The organism is Mycobacteroides chelonae CCUG 47445 (assembly GCF_001632805.1).
In the GTDB taxonomy this organism is placed as follows: domain Bacteria; phylum Actinomycetota; class Actinomycetes; order Mycobacteriales; family Mycobacteriaceae; genus Mycobacterium; species Mycobacterium chelonae.
The window spans coordinates 3725369-3744069 of record NZ_CP007220.1 but is presented as its reverse complement, the minus strand read 5'-3'; the positions used below and the strand labels follow the sequence as shown (position 1 = coordinate 3744069).

General features: G+C 65.9%; 14 protein-coding genes. 4 read left to right on the top strand and 10 right to left on the bottom strand.

The window, feature by feature from the left end; all coding sequences use genetic code 11:
• Positions 1 to 5: 5 nt before the first annotated feature.
• The gene (locus BB28_RS18290) at positions 6 to 4553 is read right to left on the bottom strand and encodes an ATP-dependent helicase (protein WP_046254540.1); all 4548 of its coding nucleotides are present in this window, start codon (positions 4551 to 4553) and stop codon (positions 6 to 8) included.
• A gap of 29 nt (positions 4554 to 4582) precedes the next feature.
• Positions 4583 to 5263: a TetR/AcrR family transcriptional regulator gene (locus BB28_RS18285; RefSeq protein ID WP_046254539.1), complete on the bottom strand. Its 681-nt coding sequence runs from the start codon at positions 5261 to 5263 to the stop codon at positions 4583 to 4585.
• A 151-nt stretch (positions 5264 to 5414) separates the two neighbouring features.
• Here BB28_RS18285 and BB28_RS18280 point away from each other — a divergent pair, with 151 nt between their 5' ends.
• Positions 5415 to 6806 carry an SDR family NAD(P)-dependent oxidoreductase gene (locus BB28_RS18280; protein WP_046255959.1) on the top strand — a complete coding sequence of 464 codons (1392 nt, stop codon included), beginning with the start codon at positions 5415 to 5417 and terminating at the stop codon, positions 6804 to 6806.
• A gap of 33 nt (positions 6807 to 6839) precedes the next feature.
• Here the strand turns inward: BB28_RS18280 and amaB are convergent, their stop codons facing one another.
• The gene (gene amaB / locus BB28_RS18275; protein ID WP_046254538.1) at positions 6840 to 8399 is read right to left on the bottom strand and encodes an L-piperidine-6-carboxylate dehydrogenase; all 1560 of its coding nucleotides are present in this window, start codon (positions 8397 to 8399) and stop codon (positions 6840 to 6842) included.
• Entirely contained in the window at positions 8396 to 9703 is a 1308-nt protein-coding gene (hglS, locus tag BB28_RS18270) for a 2-oxoadipate dioxygenase/decarboxylase (RefSeq protein WP_046254537.1), read from the bottom strand. Before hglS ends, amaB begins: the two co-directional genes overlap by 4 nt.
• Positions 9704 to 9793: 90 nt before the next feature.
• Between hglS and BB28_RS18265 the strand changes: the two genes are divergently transcribed.
• Entirely contained in the window at positions 9794 to 10270 is a 477-nt protein-coding gene (locus BB28_RS18265) for an Lrp/AsnC family transcriptional regulator (RefSeq protein WP_046254536.1), read from the top strand.
• A gap of 125 nt (positions 10271 to 10395) precedes the next feature.
• Positions 10396 to 11700, top strand: coding sequence for an L-lysine 6-transaminase (lat, locus tag BB28_RS18260; RefSeq protein ID WP_046255958.1), 1305 nt, complete (start codon positions 10396 to 10398; stop codon positions 11698 to 11700).
• A gap of 1 nt (position 11701) precedes the next feature.
• On the opposite strand, the gene BB28_RS18255 is transcribed toward lat, so the two are convergent.
• The 5 genes from BB28_RS18255 to BB28_RS18235 all read right to left on the bottom strand — a co-directional run bounded on the left by BB28_RS18255 (position 11702) and on the right by BB28_RS18235 (position 16034).
• The gene (locus BB28_RS18255; protein WP_046254535.1) at positions 11702 to 12292 is read right to left on the bottom strand and encodes an NADPH-dependent FMN reductase; all 591 of its coding nucleotides are present in this window, start codon (positions 12290 to 12292) and stop codon (positions 11702 to 11704) included.
• Between the two features lie 51 nt (positions 12293 to 12343).
• The gene (locus tag BB28_RS18250; protein ID WP_046254534.1) at positions 12344 to 12670 is read right to left on the bottom strand and encodes a hypothetical protein; all 327 of its coding nucleotides are present in this window, start codon (positions 12668 to 12670) and stop codon (positions 12344 to 12346) included.
• Positions 12671 to 12754: 84 nt separating this feature from the next.
• Positions 12755 to 14554 (bottom strand): acetyl/propionyl/methylcrotonyl-CoA carboxylase subunit alpha, encoded by a 1800-nt coding sequence (locus tag BB28_RS18245; RefSeq protein WP_046254533.1) that lies wholly within the window; start codon positions 14552 to 14554, stop codon positions 12755 to 12757.
• 167 nt (positions 14555 to 14721) lie between these two features.
• Complete coding sequence (locus BB28_RS18240; protein ID WP_046254532.1) at positions 14722 to 15132, bottom strand: SufE family protein; 411 nt, start codon at positions 15130 to 15132, stop codon at positions 14722 to 14724.
• Positions 15129 to 16034 carry a sulfurtransferase gene (locus BB28_RS18235; RefSeq protein WP_046254531.1) on the bottom strand — a complete coding sequence of 302 codons (906 nt, stop codon included), beginning with the start codon at positions 16032 to 16034 and terminating at the stop codon, positions 15129 to 15131. The genes BB28_RS18240 and BB28_RS18235 overlap by 4 nt, the downstream gene beginning before the upstream one ends.
• 99 nt (positions 16035 to 16133) lie before the next feature.
• Between BB28_RS18235 and BB28_RS18230 the strand changes: the two genes are divergently transcribed.
• Positions 16134 to 17672 (top strand): hypothetical protein, encoded by a 1539-nt coding sequence (locus BB28_RS18230; RefSeq protein ID WP_046255957.1) that lies wholly within the window; start codon positions 16134 to 16136, stop codon positions 17670 to 17672.
• Here the strand turns inward: BB28_RS18230 and BB28_RS18225 are convergent.
• Complete coding sequence (locus BB28_RS18225) at positions 17647 to 18645, bottom strand: LLM class flavin-dependent oxidoreductase (protein ID WP_046254530.1); 999 nt, start codon at positions 18643 to 18645, stop codon at positions 17647 to 17649. The genes BB28_RS18230 and BB28_RS18225 overlap by 26 nt on opposite strands.
• Positions 18646 to 18701 lie beyond the last annotated feature (56 nt).

Here is an 18701-nt window from a genome sequence, read left to right as displayed (position 1 = left end):
TCTCCTCATCGGCGCACTCTCAGTCCCTTCGGCGTCCGCGCGAAACCGGCCTCCAGTAAGGCCGTACTCACGGCGGACTCTCCGATGTCGAAAACCGATCTGCCATCGATTTTTTCGACTACTAGACCGTCGAGCCCACCGGCGCGTATCAAATCCATCGTGCCCAACGCTGCGGCGTGCAGCATCGTGGGGTCGATCACGAAGCTGAGCAGCGACTTTCCGCCCCTTTCGATGTAGAGCACCAGATGGCCATCGACGAGTGCCACGAGCGCCCCGGCCTTGCGGCCCGGCCGATGACCGGATTCGGAGGCGGCCCGTGGCCACGCCAGGGCGGCGCCATATGGGTTGGCGGGGTCGGTTGCCGCCAACACCGTCGCCCGATGCGGTGTGCGTTCGTCATCGACCGTGTCGAGGTACTCGCGCAGCCTGTCGACGGTCGAGGGAGAGGCGAACTGCGCACCCCCAAGTGATTCGACGAAATAGCCCCGGCGGCAGCGCCCGTTGTCCTCAAACGTCGACAACACCTTGTACAGCCAGGCGAAACCGCCCGCGACTCCCTCGGCGACGACGCTGCCCTTGGTCACCACGCCGTACCGCCCGAGCAGCAACTCGGCCTGTGTGTGTGAACGTTCGGTCCCGTCGGCAAGCCTCTCCGGCAGCAATGACCACCGGCCGGCGACCGCGGGATCGACCGGCGCTGCGGCGGGGATTGGCGTGTAGGCCCGCAGCCTCGGAGCTCGCCGGTTCCGGTGCGTCGTACGCGATGTGGCGGCGGTGCCCAGGAGTGCTCGCAGCGGCGCAAAGGTGTCACCCGTCACCTGTCCCGCCCACACCAAATCCCATAACGCCGTGCGTGTCGCCCTCTCGCCGAACTGACGGAAAAAGAATGCACCGCCGGCGGCGAGACCATCGAGAATCGCGCGGTGCGCCTCGTCCAGAACCACCGAATCCGGTGCGGCCAGTGTGGCTGGCGCGACCCCGCTCGGATGCAAGGCGACCCAGCCGTCCTGCGCGGTGATCGAGCCGTGTCCGGACCACACCGCCTCTCCGGAGGCGAGCAGCTCATCGAGCATCTGGGGCGAGTAATCGCGGACCCGGCGCGCCAGAATCAGTGGCTCCCATGCAGATGCGGGTATCGGTACCCCGGCCAGCTGGTCGATGACGGTGGCGACTCCGTCGACGCCGCGCAGGCTGGAATCGAGGTACTGCCAATCGGGCAGAAACCGTGCGAATGCCGATGTGCTGACGGGCTCGACCTGCGCACGCAGCGCAGCCAGGGATCGTCGGCGCAGAATCCGGAGGACCTCGGCATCGCACCACTGTTCAGAATCTGTTGCTTCGGAAGTGAATTCGCCACGTACCAACTGGCCGCGGGCGGCCAACGCCGCCAGGGCGTCGGCGGCGACACGAACACCGATACCAAAGCGTTCGGCAGCCTGCCCTGTGGTGAAGGGGCCGTGTGTCCTGGCGTATCGGCCCAACAGCTCCCCGAGCGGATCGGCGGTCGCGTCGGTGAAGGCCGCGGGCACACCCGGTGGCACCGGCACCCCGAGAGCGTCACGCAGCCGTGCCGCATCCTCGACGGCCGCCCACCAGGCGCGCTGCCCGTAGTGCGTCTCGATCACCCGGCGCGCGGCGACGAGCCCACGCAGCCAGTCGGCCCCTGCGCCGGAGCAGCGGGCGCTGACCTCTTCGGTGGTGATGGGGCCCAGGAGCCGGAACAGATCGGCGAGGCCCTCGGTGTCGCGGGCCTTGCGTTCCTCGGCGAGGTGCTGCAGTTGCTTCTCGGTCGTCTCGATGACCGCCGGGTCGAGCAGCTCGCGCAGTTCTACCCGCCCCATGAGTTCGGCGAGCAGACCGGTGTCCAGCGATAGGGCTGCGGCACGTCGCTCTGCCAGGGGGCGATCCTCGTCGTACATGAATCCGCCGATATAGCTGAACAGTTGAGCGGCCGCGAAGGGAGAAGGTACCTCGGTCTGTACCTCGACGATACGGATCCGGCGCTGCTCGATACCCGACATCAACCGCACCAGGGTTCCGATGTCGTAAACGTCCTGCAGGCATTCACGTAACGCCTCAAGCACCATCGGGAAATCGGAGTGCTTGCGCGCGACATCGAGTAGTTGCGCGGCGCGCTGGCGTTGCTGCCACAGCGGTGATCGGCGCCCGGGAGTTCGGCGAGGAAGGAGTAGAGCGCGCGCGGCGCATTTGCGGAACCGGGCCGCGAACAGTGCCGACCCGCCGACCTCCCGCGTCACGATCGCCTCGATCTCCGCGGCATCGAAGACGAAAAGACTTGCCCCGGGCGGATTGTCATCGGTATCGGGGAGTCGCACCACGATGCCGTCGTCGGTGGCCGTGGGTGACTCGCTGACGCCGTAGCGCTGTTGGAGCCGATCGGAGACGGCGAGCGCCAATGGGCCGTTGACCCGCAGTCCGTACGGCGAGTGCAGCACGATGCGCCAGTCGCCGAGTTCGTCGCGGAACCTTTCGACGATCAGCGTGGTGTCGGTGGGGACGGCGCCTGTCGACTGCAGCTGGTCGGCGAGCAGCTTTCGCAGATTGCCGATCGCGAAGTCGTCGAATCCCATATCAGCACAACGCTTGTCGAATTCGGCGTTACCCGCTGCGGCCAGCTCGCCGGTCAGGTGCCCCAGGGCCATGCCCAGCTCGGCGGGTCGCCCCACCGCGTCGCCGCGCCAGAACGGCAACCTGCCCGGTTGGCCGAAGGCCGGGACCACTATCACCCGTTCGTGGGTGATCTCGGTGATGCGCCAGCTGGTGGCCCCCAAGGAGATCACGTCCCCCGGGCGTGACTCGTACACCATTTCCTCGTCGAGTTCACCCACCCGAGAGGGCTTCTCGCCCTCGGCGCCGGCGTACATGTACACCGTGAATAGGCCGCGATCGGGAATGGCGCCCCCGGACGTGACCGCCAGCCGTTGCGCGCCGGGCCGTCCGGTGAGCGTTCCCGCGTCTCTGTCGTAGACGACGCGCGGACGCAGCTCGGCGAAATCGGTGGACGGGTACTTGCCGCTGAGCAAGTCGAGCACGGCGTCAAACGCGCTGCGCGGCAGGGAGGTGAAGGAGGCGCTGCGTCTGACCACGTCGAACCAGGTCTCGACGTCCAGCGGATCCAGCGCACATGCGGCCACGGTGTGTTGCGCCAGGATGTCCAGCGGATTGGCGGGCACCTGCAGGGTTTCGATATCACCGTCGAGCATGCGCCGCACCGTGACCGCGCAGCCCAGCAGATCGTTGCGGTGCTTCGGGAAAAGAACACCTCTGGAGGTCTCGCCGACTTGGTGTCCGGCCCTGCCGATGCGTTGCAGTCCGCTGGCCACCGATGGTGGCGCCTCCACCTGAACCACCAGATCCACGGCACCCATATCGATTCCGAGTTCGAGGCTGCTGGTGGCCACTACGCATCTGAGCCGGCCGGTCTTGAGGTCCTCTTCGATGTTCGCGCGCTGCTCCTTGCTGACCGAGCCATGATGCGCCCGGGCCAGCAAGGGGGCGGCACCGTAGGTCTGCCCGCTGCCCATGACGTGCGCCGGGGGCCCTCCTGGTACGCCGGGATTGGCCACCGGGGTGAGATCCACCCCCAGGCGCTCAGCGTGAATCTCGTTGAACCGGGCGGTGAGCCGCTCGGCGAGGCGCCGCGAATTGGCAAAGATGATGCTCGAGCGGTGCGCCTCGATGAGGTCGACGATGCGCTGCTCGACATGGGGCCAAATCGTGTTGGTGCCCGCGTTGGAGGCCTCGGCGTCGGGATAGGTGTCGGGGGCGCTCATATCCGAAACGGGCACCACCACCGACAGGTCAAAGGTCTTCGGGCTGGCGGGGGCGACGACGTTGGCCGGGGCGCGACCGGACAGGAAGCGGGCGACCTCGGCCGCGGGTTTCACCGTTGCCGACAGGCCAATGCGCTGTGCCGGCCGGGAAAGACGCTCGTCCAGCCGTTCAAGTGAGAGCGCGAGGTGCGCACCGCGTTTCGTTCCGGCCACCGCGTGAACCTCATCCACGATGACGGTGGTGACCGTTTCCAATGTCTCGCGTGCGGCGGAGGTCAGCATCAGGAACAGTGACTCGGGGGTGGTGATGAGGATGTCCGGGGGAGAGGAGATCAGCGCACGGCGGCGTTGCGCGGGGGTGTCGCCCGAGCGCACCCCGATAGTGATGGAGGGCTCGGCCAGGCCCATCCGCTGTGCGGTGCGGGCAATCCCGGCAAGGGGGGCGCGCAGGTTCCGCTCGACATCGACGGCGAGCGCCTTGAGCGGTGAGATGTACAGGACCCGGGTTCCGCGCCGAGCCGGAGCCGCACCGCCGGCGACGCTCAGCTCGGGATTGGCACCGGCCAGGGTGTCGATGGCCCACAGAAACGCCGCGAGGGTTTTTCCGGACCCGGTGGGGGCGATGACGAGGGTGTTGTCGCCCTTGGCGATGGACTGCCATGCACCGGACTGCGCCTGGGTGGGAGCCGGAAATGATTCGGCGAACCATTCCCGGGTAGGTGCCGAGAACCGGGCGAGTGGACCGGACTCGCTGCTCATCGGATCATCGTGCCAACAGGGGCCGACAATTAATCGGCACCCATGAGGTCCACCACTGCTTTCGGGATGTTCGGCACCCGCCGCACGGCGTCGATCATGGCGTGCGCGGAGGTATCGGCCAGCCAGTCGACGTCCAGATCCGGATTGATGGCACGTTGACGTGCCAGTTCCTGGTTGAAGGTCAGCCAGGCCCGGATGACCACGCGCAGGGTGGTGACAAGATCCGGGGTCAATTCGTCGCCGGCGACATGTTCGACGACGGCCATGATGCGATCGGTCTGCTTGTCGTATTCCTGCTGCTCTATAGCCGCGACGGTGGGATCGGCAGAATCGATCATCCGGAACACGGTCACCGGCGCGTAGGGATGCTCCTCCTGGTAGTGCAGGTACACCAGAAGGGTCCGCCGGAGCCGCTCGAAACCCGACAGAGTCGGATCCATGTCCAGCGAAATGGTGGCGTCGTAGAGCCTGTCGTACTCAGCCTGCATCACCGCGGTGTAGAAGGAGCGCTTGTCGGGAAAGTAGCGGTATAGCAGCGCTCGTGACACGCCCGCCTGCTCAGCTACCTCGTCCATGCGGACGTCGTCATAGTGACGTTCGCCGAATAGTTGCGTACCGAACTCCAGTAGCTCGGCACGTCGGTCCTCAGGGGTGAGCCGCCGACGGGGCGATGAGCCGCTCGGGCGAACTGCATCGGAGTCGTCGGTCATCCAGCAGATTTTACTAGGCAGCAGGGTCGTGGTTGGCCCGATCGGTGCGCACGGACGAGGGGCTGACGGGCTTCATCAGATCTGCTATTACGAGAACTGCTGGCCCTCTCACTACACTGCGTCGGTGGCTAAGCACATCGACCCCGACGACATGGCCATCTTTGGGCGTGTCCTGGATCAGGCTGCCGCGCTTGCACCCGATCATCCCGATTCGATTGCCGTGCAACGCGGCGTCGCGAAACTGTTCAAAATTCTCAAGAGGCAGCGCCGCCGCCAGGCGCGCCAGGCGGAGCTGGAAGCCGACCGTGCGGTGATCGGGGCCACCGCGACCGGATCGGCCGATCGGATCGATGACGAGACGGCCGGCCTGCCGCTGCGTGGTGGGGACGCGGTCGGGACGCTGCGGCGTCCCCAGCATTGCTACATCTGCAAGGTGAGATACACCGAGATCGATGCATTCCACCACCAACTGTGTCCGGATTGTGCGCCTGCCAATAGGTCCCGGCGTGATCAGCGCACGGACCTGACCGGGCGACGGGCCGTGCTGACGGGTGGCCGCGCCAAGATCGGCATGTACATCGCCCTGATGTTGTTGCGCGACGGTGCCAGCCTCACGATCACTACCCGATTCCCGCGCGACGCGGCGCGCAGATTCGCCCAGCTGCCCGATGCGGCGAGTTGGCTCGACCGGCTGAGCATCGTGGGTATCGACCTGCGTGATCCGGCGCAGGTGGCTCGTTTCGCCGATGAAGTTGCCGCGCAGGGACCGTTGGACATTCTGATCAACAATGCCGCCCAGACGGTCCGTCGCAGCCCGGGCTCCTACACGTCCTTGGTTGACGCAGAACAGGCGCCTCTCAGCGGCGCCGCTGCACGTGTTCCGATTACGGCGATGGGGGATTCCAGCGAGTTGCATCCCCATACTCTGGCGCTGGGGGAGGGTTCCGAGGCCGCCGCACACTCACTGGTGTCGTTGGCCTTGACCGCCGGTTCGGCCACCCCGGACCGGATCGTCGACGGCACCGCCGTCGACGCCGGTGGGCTGTTGCCCGACCTCGTCGACACCAACAGCTGGGTGCAGACGGTCGACCAGATCGACCCGCTGGAACTGCTTGAGGTGCAACTGTGTAACAGCGTGGCGCCGTTCATTCTGTTGTCCCGGCTCCGTCCCGCACTGCGGGCGTCGACGGCCCGGCGCAAGTACGTGGTGAACGTATCTGCGATGGAGGGCAACTTCTCGCGGGGTTACAAGGGGCCGGGGCATCCGCACACGAACATGGCGAAGGCCGCGTTGAACATGCTGACCAGGACCAGTGCGGGTGCGCTTTTTTCCGAGGGCATCCTGATGACTGCGGTCGACACCGGCTGGATCACCGATGAGCGTCCGCACACCAGCAAGATGCGGCTGGCGCAGGAAGGATTCCGTGCGCCGCTGGATTTGGTGGACGGTGCGGCCCGGGTTTACGACCCGATTGTGCAGGGGGAGCGTGGCGTCGATCTGTACGGCTGCTTCCTGAAGGACTTCCAGCCGCACCCCTGGTAGTCCATCCGCTTCTCGTCCGATCAGCCCGTCCGATTAGCCGAAGTGCACCCCTTGAGCCAACGGCAGCTCGGTGGAGTAGTTGACGGTGTTCGTGGCACGCCGCATGTATGCCTTCCATGAGTCGGAGCCGGACTCGCGGCCACCGCCCGTCTCCTTCTCTCCGCCGAACGCTCCGCCGATCTCGGCGCCCGAGGTGCCGATGTTGACGTTCGCGATTCCACAGTCGGATCCGTCGGCGGCCAGGAAACGCTCGGCCTCGCGCATGTCCAGGGTGAAGATAGCCGAGGAAAGGCCCTGGGGCACCGCGTTGTTCAGTGCGATCGCCTCGTCGAGGGTGTCGTAGCCGAGCACGTACAGAATCGGGGCGAAGGTCTCCCGGTGCACGACGTCACCCTGTTCGGGCATCCGCACCACGGCGGGGGTGACGTAGTAGGCGCCGTCACCCAGCTCTCGACGTTCGCCGCCGATGACCGTTCCGCCCTGTGCGCGTGCGGTTTCCAGTGCGTCCTGCATGTCGCGGAACGACTTCTCGTTGATCAGTGGACCTATGAGGGTCTGCTCGGTGAATGGATCGCCGACCGGAAGCTGGCCGTAGGCATTGACGATGCGGTCGACCAGTGCGTCAGCGACCGAGTGGTGAACGATCAACCGCCGCAGGGTGGTACAGCGCTGGCCCGCGGTGCCCGCGGCCGAGAACACGATTCCGCGCACCGCAAGATCCAGGTCCGCCGAGGGCGTCACGATGGCCGCGTTGTTACCGCCCAGCTCGAGCAGCGACCGGCCGAAGCGGGCGGCCACCCGCGGGCCCACCTGTTGGCCCATCCGCACCGACCCTGTCGCACTCACCAACGCGACGCGGGGATCGTCGACGAGTTGCTCGCCGACCTCACGGCCGCCCTGGATCAGTCGGCTCACCTCCGGCGGCGCCCCCACGTCGGCGGCCGCACGGTCCAGAAGTGCCTGGCAGGCGACGGCAGTCAGCGGTGTCAACTCGGATGGCTTCCACACCACGGTGTCACCGCAGACAAGGGCGATCGCGGTGTTCCACGACCACACGGCCACCGGGAAGTTGAACGCGGAAATGACTCCGACCACGCCCAGTGGATGCCAGGACTCCATGAGGCGATGCCCGGCACGCTCGGAGGCCATCGTCTTGCCGTATAGCTGCCGGGACAGCCCGACCGCGAATTGGCAGATGTCGATCATCTCCTGGACCTCGCCGAGTGCCTCCGAGACAATCTTTCCGGCCTCGATGGTCACCAATTCGGCCAGATCCTTCTTGTGCTCCGTCAGCAGCTCGCCGAGACGGGCTATCAAGGCGCCGCGCACGGGCGCCGGGGTGGTGCGCCATTGTGAAAATGCCTGGGCAGCTTCGGTGATGGCGCTATCGACGTCCTCCGTCGAGCTGGCCGCGAGCGTGAACAGCGTGTCGCCGGTGATGGGGGTACGAACCGTGACGCCGCCATCTGTTCCCGCTTCCGTGCTCAGTTCTACGTCCGCGCCGATCCAGCGCAGCGCGTTCTGAGCCCGCGCGCGCAATTCGTCGGCGGACGGCAGCACCTCGGGGGACGTGGTAGGCAGTGTGGTGGTCATCGATCGGCTCCTATCGTGAGGTCAGATTGTGCGGCGATGGCGGCGTAGAGCGCGTACGGATCGTGGATGTCCCGCCCTATGGCGCCCGACATCCAATCCTTCGAGTAGTCGGCGGCGTAATCGTCGGCACCATCCCCGTATGCGCCGTCGTCGTCGAGATTGGACCGGAATATCCCGGCGGCCGAACGCGGCAGGAAATCCTCGTACACGATGGGGCTGCGCACGATCTGACCGTCGGCGCCCACGTCCGTACGGAAGTATGCGAGTTCCTGCTCGGCCAGACCGGCCTCGGTATCCGGAAAGTGATCGGCCCAAATCGACGCGGCCCGTTCGGGATCTGCCTGTGCGGTGTCGATGGCGATCATCGCGGCGTCGTAGCGAGTGCGGCCCACGGGGGTGAGGGCAATACCCCGTGCCTCGACTTCGCCGAACCGGACCCGCAGCGTGTCGCTGGTCACGGCGCTGTCAGGCATGAGGAAACGGCGTGGCTCGGCCAGTGCCCGGAATGAGGTCTGCCGCAGCAGAACATCGGGTCCGTGCCAGCGTGGTGGCCCCTGGATCGCGTCGATCATGGTGATGCCGCGTGCCGTCATCCGCTGGTACAGATCGTCGATATCGAGCACGCGCGGTGTCAGATGGTTGATGTGTGTGCCGCCCACGCCGGCGATGTCCGCGGCGACCGGTGAGACCGCGGAAAGCTCGTCATACCAGGCACGGTCGATGGGGGCGGTGGACAGTGCGAACGACTTCACGGCCTCGCGAATGAAGTCCTCGGCCTGCGCCGGGGTGGCTCCACCCGCGGCGCTGATCAGTCGCGCGTGGGCCAGTAGGGCCGGATCGAACAGCTCTCGCCGTCGTACGAAGTGATCCACGCGCGTGCGTAGTTCCGCATCGAAGAACCGGCGGTCGGCGGTCGCAAGCATGGAGGTGAACACCCGGAAGGGGTTGAGTGCCAACTCTTTTTCATCGATGGGCCGAAATGCAGTCGAGACCACGGGCACCGGCGACGCGGCGTCACGCAAGTCGTAGAAGTCGACGGGATACATCCCGAACGCTTCGAACAGGTCGGCGACGGCGGCGAGTTCTCGCGGGCTGCCCACCCGGATCGCGCCGTGGCGCTCGGCGGTCACACGATCAATCGAACCGAGCCGCTCGGCATCCGGATGCGTTGTGGCGTAGGTCTGGTTAACCTCAGTGCTGACATCGACCAGCGTGTTGTACGCGGGAACTTCCGTCCCATACATCTGAGACAGTGCCGCCGCGAAACCTGCGCGCAGTTCCCAGCAGGGGATGAGATCGATCATCGAATTCGTCCTGTAGTTGGTCTCACAGTTGACGTGATTGGCCTGCGCAAGTTTGTTCCTTGTGGTCCGTGGTCGCGGTACTCTGCCCCCGTGAACGCGGATTCCGAGAGAACGCCCGAGCGTCCGCTTGATGACGTCGATCGAATTCTGGTGCGCGAGTTGGCTCGCGATGGCCGGGCGACCCTTGCACATCTGGCGGCAAAGGCCGGTCTGTCGATCTCGGCGGTGCAAACTCGTGTGCGGCGGCTGGAATCTCGCGGTGTTCTCACCGGATATGCGGCCCGGGTCAATCCGGAGTCGGTGGGCCAACTGCTCTCGGCGTTCGTGGCAATCACCCCTCTCGATCCTTCGCAACCCGATGATGCTCCGGCACGGCTTGAGCACATTGACGCCATCGAGTCGTGCCACTCGGTGGCGGGCGAGGAAAGCTACGTCCTCCTGGTGCGCGTGCCCTCGCCGCGTGCGCTCGAGGAGCTGCTGCAGCTGATCCGCACCACAGCCAATGTTCGCACGCGAAGCACCATCATCTTACAAACTTTTTACGATGGCCGCCAGCTTGTGCCGTAAATATTCTTGTCGTGATGTAGAGAAGTCGTAAATACTCCGTTAGTGTGGGTCTTATGACCGCACTCATGTTTCCGGGGGCACACGTAGGCTCCACGACCGATGACGAGGCAACGCGTCCGGACCCGGTGACACCGGATCGGGTGCATGAGGTGCTGCGGCGCAGCATTCTGGCCGACGGAATGGACCTCGTGCTGGACCTGGAGCGTTCGCGTGGGGCGCATCTAGTGGACGCGCGCGACGGGACCACCTATCTCGACATGTTCACGTTCTTCGCGTCGTCGGCGCTGGGGATGAACCACCCGATGCTGGCCGAGGACGGCGAGTTTCGTGCCGAACTGACCCGGGCTGCCATCAACAAGCCGAGTAATTCGGATATCTACACCGTCGAGATGGCCAGGTTCGTCGACACTTTCGCGCGTGTGCTCGGTGACCCGGCGCTTCCGCACCTGTTCTTCGTCGACGGCGGAGCACTGGCGGTAGAGAACGCACTGAAGGTGGCCTTCGATTGGAAGAGCCGCTGGAACGAGGCGCATGGAATCGATCCGGCCCTGGGCACCAAGGTATTACACCTGCGTGAGGCCTTCCATGGCCGAAGTGGCTACACCATGTCGCTGACGAACACCGATCCCAACAAGGTGGCGCGGTTCCCCAAGTTCGACTGGCCGCGCATCGATGCGCCATACCTGCGCCCCGACGCCGACATCGAAGAACTGGAAGCTGCGGCGTTGGCGCAGGCCCGCCGCGTGTTTGCCGAAAATCCGCATGACATAGCATGTTTCATCGCCGAGCCGATTCAGGGTGAGGGTGGAGATCATCATTTCCGTCCCGATTTCTTCCACGCCATGCGCGCGCTGTGTCACGAGAATGACGCCCTGTTCGTCTTCGATGAGGTGCAGACCGGGTGTGGCCTCACCGGTACGGCGTGGGCATTCCAACAGCTGGGAGTGACTCCCGACATCGTGGCGTTTGGCAAGAAGACGCAGGTGTGCGGGGTCATGGCGGGCGGTCGTGTCGATGAGGTCGCCGACAACGTCTTTGCCGTCAGCTCACGCATCAACTCCACCTGGGGTGGAAACCTGGTCGATATGGTGCGCTCTCGCCGCATCCTGGAAGTGATTGAGTCGCAGCGGCTTTTCGGCAATGCGGCTCGGATGGGCGAGTACCTACTGGACCGTCTGCAGACCCTGGCGCTGCGGCACGGCGAGATCGGCGACGTGCGGGGCCGCGGGCTGATGTGCGCGTTCAGTCTGCCGACCACGCAGGAGCGCGATCATCTGGTGGAGCGCCTATGGTCGCAGGAGCGCGTGATCCTGTTGCCCAGCGGCAAGAACAGTGTCCGGTTCCGTCCGCCGCTGATCGTCAGTGCCGAGGAGATCGACGCTGCGGTGGCCGCGGTATCACGGGTGCTGGCGCAGTCTCCCCAGGCATAGCTCACCAGGCGTAAGGGGAGTGCTCCCGCGCCGTCCGTAACGCGGAACCCCACCATGCCAGCTCATCGAGCATCGTCTTGGCGGCGGTTTCCGCGTCGCGGCTGTCGACGAGCTGGCCGGCGTCATCGAATTGGCTCCACACGCCGTGGAAACTGACCACGTCACGGGTGGTCACGGCATGCAGTTCGGCGAACACCAGGCGCAGCTGCTCGATGGCGCGCAACCCTCCCGACATGCCGCCGTAGGACGTGAATCCGACCGGCTTGGCCTGCCACTCGCTGTGATGCCAGTCGATCAGGTTCTTCAACGGGGCGGGGAAACTGTGGTTGTACTCCGGAGTGACCACGAGAAATGCGTCGGCAATGCGCAGTCGTGCCGTCATCTTGGCCAGATGGGCGGTGTCGTCGGCCCCCGGTCTGCGGGAAAGGTGAAGGGGAAGTGGGTATTCCGCGAGGTCGATGTAGCCGGCATGGAACGACGGATGATCCCGGGCCTTTTCTGCGATCCAGTTCGCGACAGTGGGGCCGAACCGACCGTCACGCGTACTGGCGCAGATCACGGCGAGGCGCAGCGGGGTGGTTGACGTGTTCACGCGCCCATCGTCGTACCTAAAGTGCACTCGAGGTCAAGTGGTTTCTTTCCGTCACGCCAGCATGGCGTCGGCGAAGCGGCGCACGGCGGCGACGGCTTCCTGCTCGGCACTCGTCGAGCCCGGGTAGTCGTCGCGGGCCCGCGATTCGATGCCCCCGGTGGCGGGGTCGAGCCGCACCTCGGCGACCATCTCGGCGGTGGTCGGTTCGCAGACGGCCCAGCTGTAGAGGCGATCGGAGTCCCAATCGGCTGCGCGCGCGGATACATAGTCGGCATCGTCGACGCCGAGTGAGGTCAGTGCCGCGCGATCGTCCATGCGTTCGTCGGCCCGCAGGGCGCGTAAGTACCATGCGCCCGCATTGATCTCGATGGTTTCCATGAGTCTAGAAACGCGTCGAGCGTGAAACCATGGCGGCAATTCGGTGAGAATCGCGCCACAGCTTCACGCTCGGCGACAAACGTCCTACTTGATCTCGGCGATCACGGTGCCCTGGGTGATGGCGGCACCTGCCTCGACGCTGAGCCCGGTGATGGTGCCGGCCTTGTGCGCGGTGACCGGGTTCTCCATCTTCATGGCCTCCAGCACCACGATCAGCTCGCCGGCCTCGACCTCCTGGCCCTCTTCGACCGCGACCTTGACGACGGTGCCCTGCATCGGAGCGGTCACCGAATCACCGGTGGCGCCACCGCGGCCGTGGCCGCCGCGCTTGCGGGCCTTGGGCTTCTTGCGGATAACACCGTTCGCGGCGCCACCGCCTCCGCCACCGAGCGAGATGTCACCGGGCAGCGAAACCTCGAGACGACGGCCGCCGACCTCGACGACCAGCTTCTGGCGGGGCAGAGCCTCGTCCTCTTCGCCCTCGGCGGCGTCGGCGGTGAAGGGCTCGACGGTGTTGTCCCACTCGGTCTCGATCCAGCGGGTGTGCACGGTGAAGCCGTCCTCGTCGCCGATGAAGGCGGGATCGGAGACCACTGCGCGGTGGAACGGGATGACGGTGGCCAGACCCTCGACGTTGAACTCGGCCAGGGCACGCCGCGAGCGGGCCAGCGCCTCGTTGCGGTCACGCCCGGTGACGATCAGCTTGGCCAGCATCGAGTCGAACTGTCCGCCGATCACCGAACCGGCCTGCACACCCGAGTCCAGGCGCACACCGGGGCCGGTGGGGGTGTCGTAGACCTTGACCGGGCCGGGGGCCGGCAGGAAGTTACGGCCGGCGTCCTCGCCGTTGATGCGGAACTCGATCGAGTGGCCGCGCGGCGTCGGGTCCTCGGTGAACTCAAGGGCCTCGCCGTTGGCGATCTTGAACTGCTCCAGCACCAGGTCGACGCCCGCGGTCTCCTCGGTGACCGGGTGTTCCACCTGCAGACGGGTGTTGACCTCGAGGAATGAGATCAGGCCGTCTTGGCCCACCAGGTACTCGACGGTGCCGGCACCGTAGTAACCGGCTTCCTTGCAGATGCGCTTGGCGGACTCGTGGATCTCCTTGCGCTGAGCGTCGGTCAGGAACGGCGCGGGCGCCTCCTCGACCAGCTTCTGGAAGCGGCGCTGCAGCGAGCAGTCGCGGGTACCGGCGACGATCACGTTGCCGTGCTGATCGGCGATGACCTGCGCCTCGACGTGGCGCGGCTTGTCCAGGTAGCGCTCCACGAAGCACTCGCCACGGCCGAAGGCGGCGACGGCCTCACGGGTGGCGGACTCGAACAGCTCGGGAACCTCTTCCAGGGTGCGGGCCACCTTCATGCCGCGGCCACCACCACCGAAGGCCGCCTTGATGGCGATCGGCAGACCGTGTTCCTTGGCGAAGGCGACGACCTCGTCGGCATCCTTCACCGGGTCCGGGGTGCCGGGCACCAGCGGGGCCTGGGCGCGTGCGGCGATGTGGCGGGCGGTGACCTTGTCTCCGAGGTCACGGATGGACTGCGGGCTGGGCCCGATCCAGATCAACCCGGCGTCGATGACGGCCTGGGCGAAGTCGGCGTTCTCGGAGAGGAAGCCGTAACCGGGGTGGACGGCGTTGGCGCCGGACTTCTCGGCAGCTTGCAGGATCTTGCCGAAGTCCAGGTAGGACTCGGCGGCGGTGTTACCGCCGATGCCGAAGGCCTCGTCGGCGAGGTGAACGTGGGGCGCGTCGGCGTCGGGCTCGGCGTAGATCGCGACGCTGCCCAGGCCAGCGTCCTTCGCCGCGCGGATCACCCGAACGGCAATCTCGCCGCGGTTGGCGACGAGTACCTTGCTGATCTTCGAGCTGGCGTGATTGGGCACCGGGCCTCCTGTTGTTGGTTCTTCGCGCAAGCGGCTCATCGGGACTCCTACTTCCTGAGTTTTACCGCTTTCTTAGAGTCTCGGCAGTGAGTTTATGCATCCGTGGCATCAAACACACATCCGGGATGGGGTGTGCCGCCCCTGTTTTTACCTACTGATGAGTAGGTTTAGGACAATCTTCGTTTGATGCGCGCCAGCATCGCCGACATTCCGCGCAGCCGCAGTGGGCTGATCAGCTCTGCCAATCCGAGTTCGGCGTAGAAGTCGTCAGGGACCGCCAAGATCGCGTCGGCCGACTGGCCGTCCAGACCCTGATACAGGATCGAGGCGAACCCGCGCGTCGTCGGGGCCTCGGCGGGCGCGCTGAAGTACAGCCGGATTTCAGAACGGTCGCTGGCGTCGACGTCCAGGAACAGCGGCGACTGGCACTCCGGCACCGGTTCCATCGCTGCCTGCTCCAAATGCGATGGCAAATCAGGCAATTCGCCCGAAAATTCCAGTAACAAGCGCAGCTTGTCCTGCCCGTCGACGGCCTTGAAGTCGGCGACGATCTCGGCGAGTTCTGTCGGAAGGGTCATGCCTGGTGCGGTTGGGGCAGTGCCCCGGGCTTCTCGCCCTTGACGATCGGAGTGCGGACTCGGTTGCCCCATTCCGTCCAGGACCCGTCGTAGTTACGGACGCCCTCGACACCCAACAGGTGGGTGAGCACGAACCAGGTGTGGCTGGAACGCTCACCGATGCGGCAGTAGGCGACGATGTCCCCCTCGGCGGCGATGACGTCGCCGTAGATCTCGTCCAGCTCGCGACGGCGGCGGAACCTGCTGTCTTCTGCGGCGGCCTTGGCCCAGGGGATCGAGACGGCGGTGGGGATGTGTCCGCCGCGCAGGGCGCCTTCCTCCGGGTAATCGGGCATGTGGGTGCGTTCGCCGGTGTATTCGGCGGGGGACCGCACGTCGACGAGCGGTCCGTGCCCGAGGTGGGCCAACACATCGTCGGCGTACGCGCGGATCGGGGCGTCGTTGCGATCCACCACGGGGTAGCCCTCGGTGTGCTTGGACGGAACATCGAGGGTGGTGTCGCGACCCTCGGAGATCCACAGGTCGCGTCCACCGTCCAGGAGCCGGACGTCCGGGTGGCCGAACAGCGTGAACACCCACAGTGCGTAGGCAGCCCACCAGTTGGACTTGTCGCCGTAGATGACGACCGTGTCCTCGCGGCGGATACCCTTGCGGTTCATCAGCTCTGCGAACTGCGCGCCGTCGATGTAGTCGCGGACCGTGTTGTCGTTGAGGTCGACGTGCCAGTCGATCTTCACCGCGCCGGGGACGTGCCCAATGTCGTAGAGCAGGACGTCCTCGTCGGACTCCACGATGGACAGTCCGGGAGTACCCAGGTGTCCCGAGAGCCAGTCGGCGGAGACCAGGCGTTCGGGGTGGGCATAGGCGGCGAATTCGGGGCTGGGGTCGGCCGGGAGGGTCACGTTGTGAGCCTAGTCGCGTTCGAGCGCGGTCGGCTCATCGAGTTGGATACCGAGTTCAGATACCCGGTGCGTTGCTGGTCGCGGTGCGAGAATTCGCCAATGCCGGACTGGACCTACCACCCGCTGAGCCCCCTGGCGTCGTCCGTTGTCGGTGCGCGCCGGACACGGGTGTGGGCGATGAAAGTACTGGCGGCGGTGGTGACGCAAGCCGGGGGACGGCGCTGGATTCCCTGGGTTTTCGATCATCGGCCGGTTCCGTCGCAATGGCAGGGTCGGTTCGGAGCGACGGTGCCGGTCTCGATCGCGCGCGAGGCGGTTGCGGTGTTGCCGGTGCAGGGGGCCGCTGTCGTCGAGATCGGACCGGTGCAGACCGGCGATGTGGACGCGGTGCGGCGAGCCAGTGCCGACCGCAGATGCCGGGTGATCGCGGTCGCCGCCACGGCCGAGGTGGCTCAGGAGCTGGCGCCTTGCGTCGATGCGGTGTCGCTGCCCGGGGAGCCCGGGACGGTGCGACTGACCGAACCGGCGATCGATGCCGTGCTGCGCGCGCTCGCGGACCCGTCGGTGACGGTGCTCGCCACACCTGCGGTGCTGATCGCCGCCGGGCCGGGCTGGTTCAATCGGGTGATCGAAGCCGCCACGCCGACGTCGCCGCCAAAGCCGTTGCGTGATATCGGTTTCGATCCGCGCCAATGGCCCGGGTGGATATGGGGCGCGCTGGTTGGGCTCGGACTGATCATCGCGGGTATCGGAGCGGCCATCATCGCGTTGGGGCCGGTGCTGTTGTGGTACGACCGCGACTACCTCGGACTCTCGGTGCACGATCTGCATGGCGTGAACCATCATCTGGTCGGCTTTCTGCAACATGATCGGCTCACCATGGCGGGCAACATGATTGGTATCGGAGTTCTGTACCTGGGCTTGGCGTGGGGTGGGCTCAGGGAAGGGCACCGATGGGCCCGCAATGCTCTGTTGATTTCCGGGCTCGTCGCGTTCCTGACGTACTTCTACTTCCTGGTGACAGGTTTTCTCGAGCCGCTACACACGCTCGTCGTCGTGGGATTGTTCCCCATGCTGCTACTCGCCGTGTGGCGCGCTCCCTCGGTGCCGCACTGGCCACCGATCGTGGAGGGGCCGGAGTCCGAGCGGCGCCGTGCGTTGTGGGGGCAGCTGCTGATGATCGCCGTTGGGGGTGGGTTGTTCGTTGCCGGAGCGGTGATTTCAACGGTCGGCCTGACCTCGGTGTTCGTCCCCACCGATCTCGATTTCCTGGGCACCAGTGCCGAGGCATTGCGTGCCGCCAACCAGCACCTGCCGGCGTTCATCGCGCACGATCGAGCCGGCTTCGGTGGTGCGTTGATGGGAGCGGGCCTGGCGGTTCTCCTGGTCAGTCTGTGGGGCTGGCGCCGCGGTGAGCGTTGGGTGTGGTGGTCGTTGTTGATCGGATGCGCGTTCGGCACCGTGCCGGTCTTGGCGATTCATTTCGCCATCGGGTACACGCATTTCGAGCATCTGCTGCCGGTGTACGTGTTGGTAGTCGTGGTGGCGGTCGCCCTGGTGTTGTCGAAGGCGTATCTCACCGCGCCGCCCAATCAGTCTCCGACGCCTGCGTTCAGTCGCGGGGAGTCAGCCCGCTGACCTCCGCCACGATCTCCAGCGACCGCAGCTGCAACTTCCGGTCGGGCGCGTTGGGCACCACGATGAGCTCATCGGCCCCGGCCAGCTGTGCAAAGTCGTCCAAGTATGTGCTCACCTGACCTGGAGTGCCGACCGCGAAATACTTCGTCATCGCCTTGATCTGTTGCCCCGCAGGGGAATCCAGTGCGGCGATAGCCTCGTCGTCGGTGAGGCGCGGACCTCCGCCGCGATGCAGGAAAAGCTTGGCACGTTCGATCAGCGCCGCCCGGTACTGCTCCCGGGCGGTGTCTTCCTCGTCGGCGGCAATGACGTTGACCCCGGCGATCACGTACGGCTCCTGCAACTGCTCCGAGGGCTGGAACTCTCGCCGATACAGCGCCACCGCATCCTGCAGCGCGGGAGGCGCGAAGTGGGAGGCGAAACCGTAGGGCAGCCCCAGCACCGCCGCCAGCTGTGCGCCGAACAACGACGACCCAAGGATGTAGAGCGGTACATGTGTCCCGTGCCCCGGTGTCGCGGTTACCCCCGGGACCCGGCTCTGTTCGCTCAGATATGCCTGCAGCTCGATCACATCCTGCGGAAAGTGCTCGGCATCGGCGGGGGAGTGCCGCAATGCGCGCAGCGTCACCTGATCGGTCCCCGGGGCGCGGCCGAGACCGAGATCGATGCGTCCCGGGTGCAGGGTTTCGAGGGTGCCGAACTGCTCGGCGATCTGCAGCGGGGAATGGTTGGGCAACATGATGCCGCCCGCGCCCAGTCTGATGGTCGACGTCTGGGTGGCCACATGTCCGATCAAGACACTGGTCGCCGACGAGGCAATGGACCGCATGTTGTGGTGTTCGGCGTACCAGACGCGATGAAATCCCAGCGCTTCGGCGTGCCGCGCAATCTCGACGCTGGCGGCGAAGCTCTCAGCCACGGTCTCGTGCGGCGCCACCCGCGCCAGATCCAGAATCGACAAAGGTCTCGCCATGAACTGGAGCAACCCGCGGCGTTTCTTCGCTATTCCCCCGTGCGACGCACCATAGA

Coding starts and splice junctions, on each gene's coding strand:
- BB28_RS18290 (WP_046254540.1), bottom strand. CDS start 4,553: ATGAGCAGCGAGTCCGGTCCACTCGCCCGGTTCTCGGCACCTACCCGG.
- BB28_RS18285 (WP_046254539.1), bottom strand. CDS start 5,263: ATGACCGACGACTCCGATGCAGTTCGCCCGAGCGGCTCATCGCCCCGT.
- BB28_RS18280 (WP_046255959.1), top strand. CDS start 5,415: ATGGCCATCTTTGGGCGTGTCCTGGATCAGGCTGCCGCGCTTGCACCC.
- amaB (WP_046254538.1), bottom strand. CDS start 8,399: ATGACCACCACACTGCCTACCACGTCCCCCGAGGTGCTGCCGTCCGCC.
- hglS (WP_046254537.1), bottom strand. CDS start 9,703: ATGATCGATCTCATCCCCTGCTGGGAACTGCGCGCAGGTTTCGCGGCG.
- BB28_RS18250 (WP_046254534.1), bottom strand. CDS start 12,670: ATGGAAACCATCGAGATCAATGCGGGCGCATGGTACTTACGCGCCCTG.
- BB28_RS18240 (WP_046254532.1), bottom strand. CDS start 15,132: ATGACCCTTCCGACAGAACTCGCCGAGATCGTCGCCGACTTCAAGGCC.
- BB28_RS18230 (WP_046255957.1), top strand. CDS start 16,134: ATGCCGGACTGGACCTACCACCCGCTGAGCCCCCTGGCGTCGTCCGTT.
- BB28_RS18225 (WP_046254530.1), bottom strand. CDS start 18,645: ATGGCGAGACCTTTGTCGATTCTGGATCTGGCGCGGGTGGCGCCGCAC.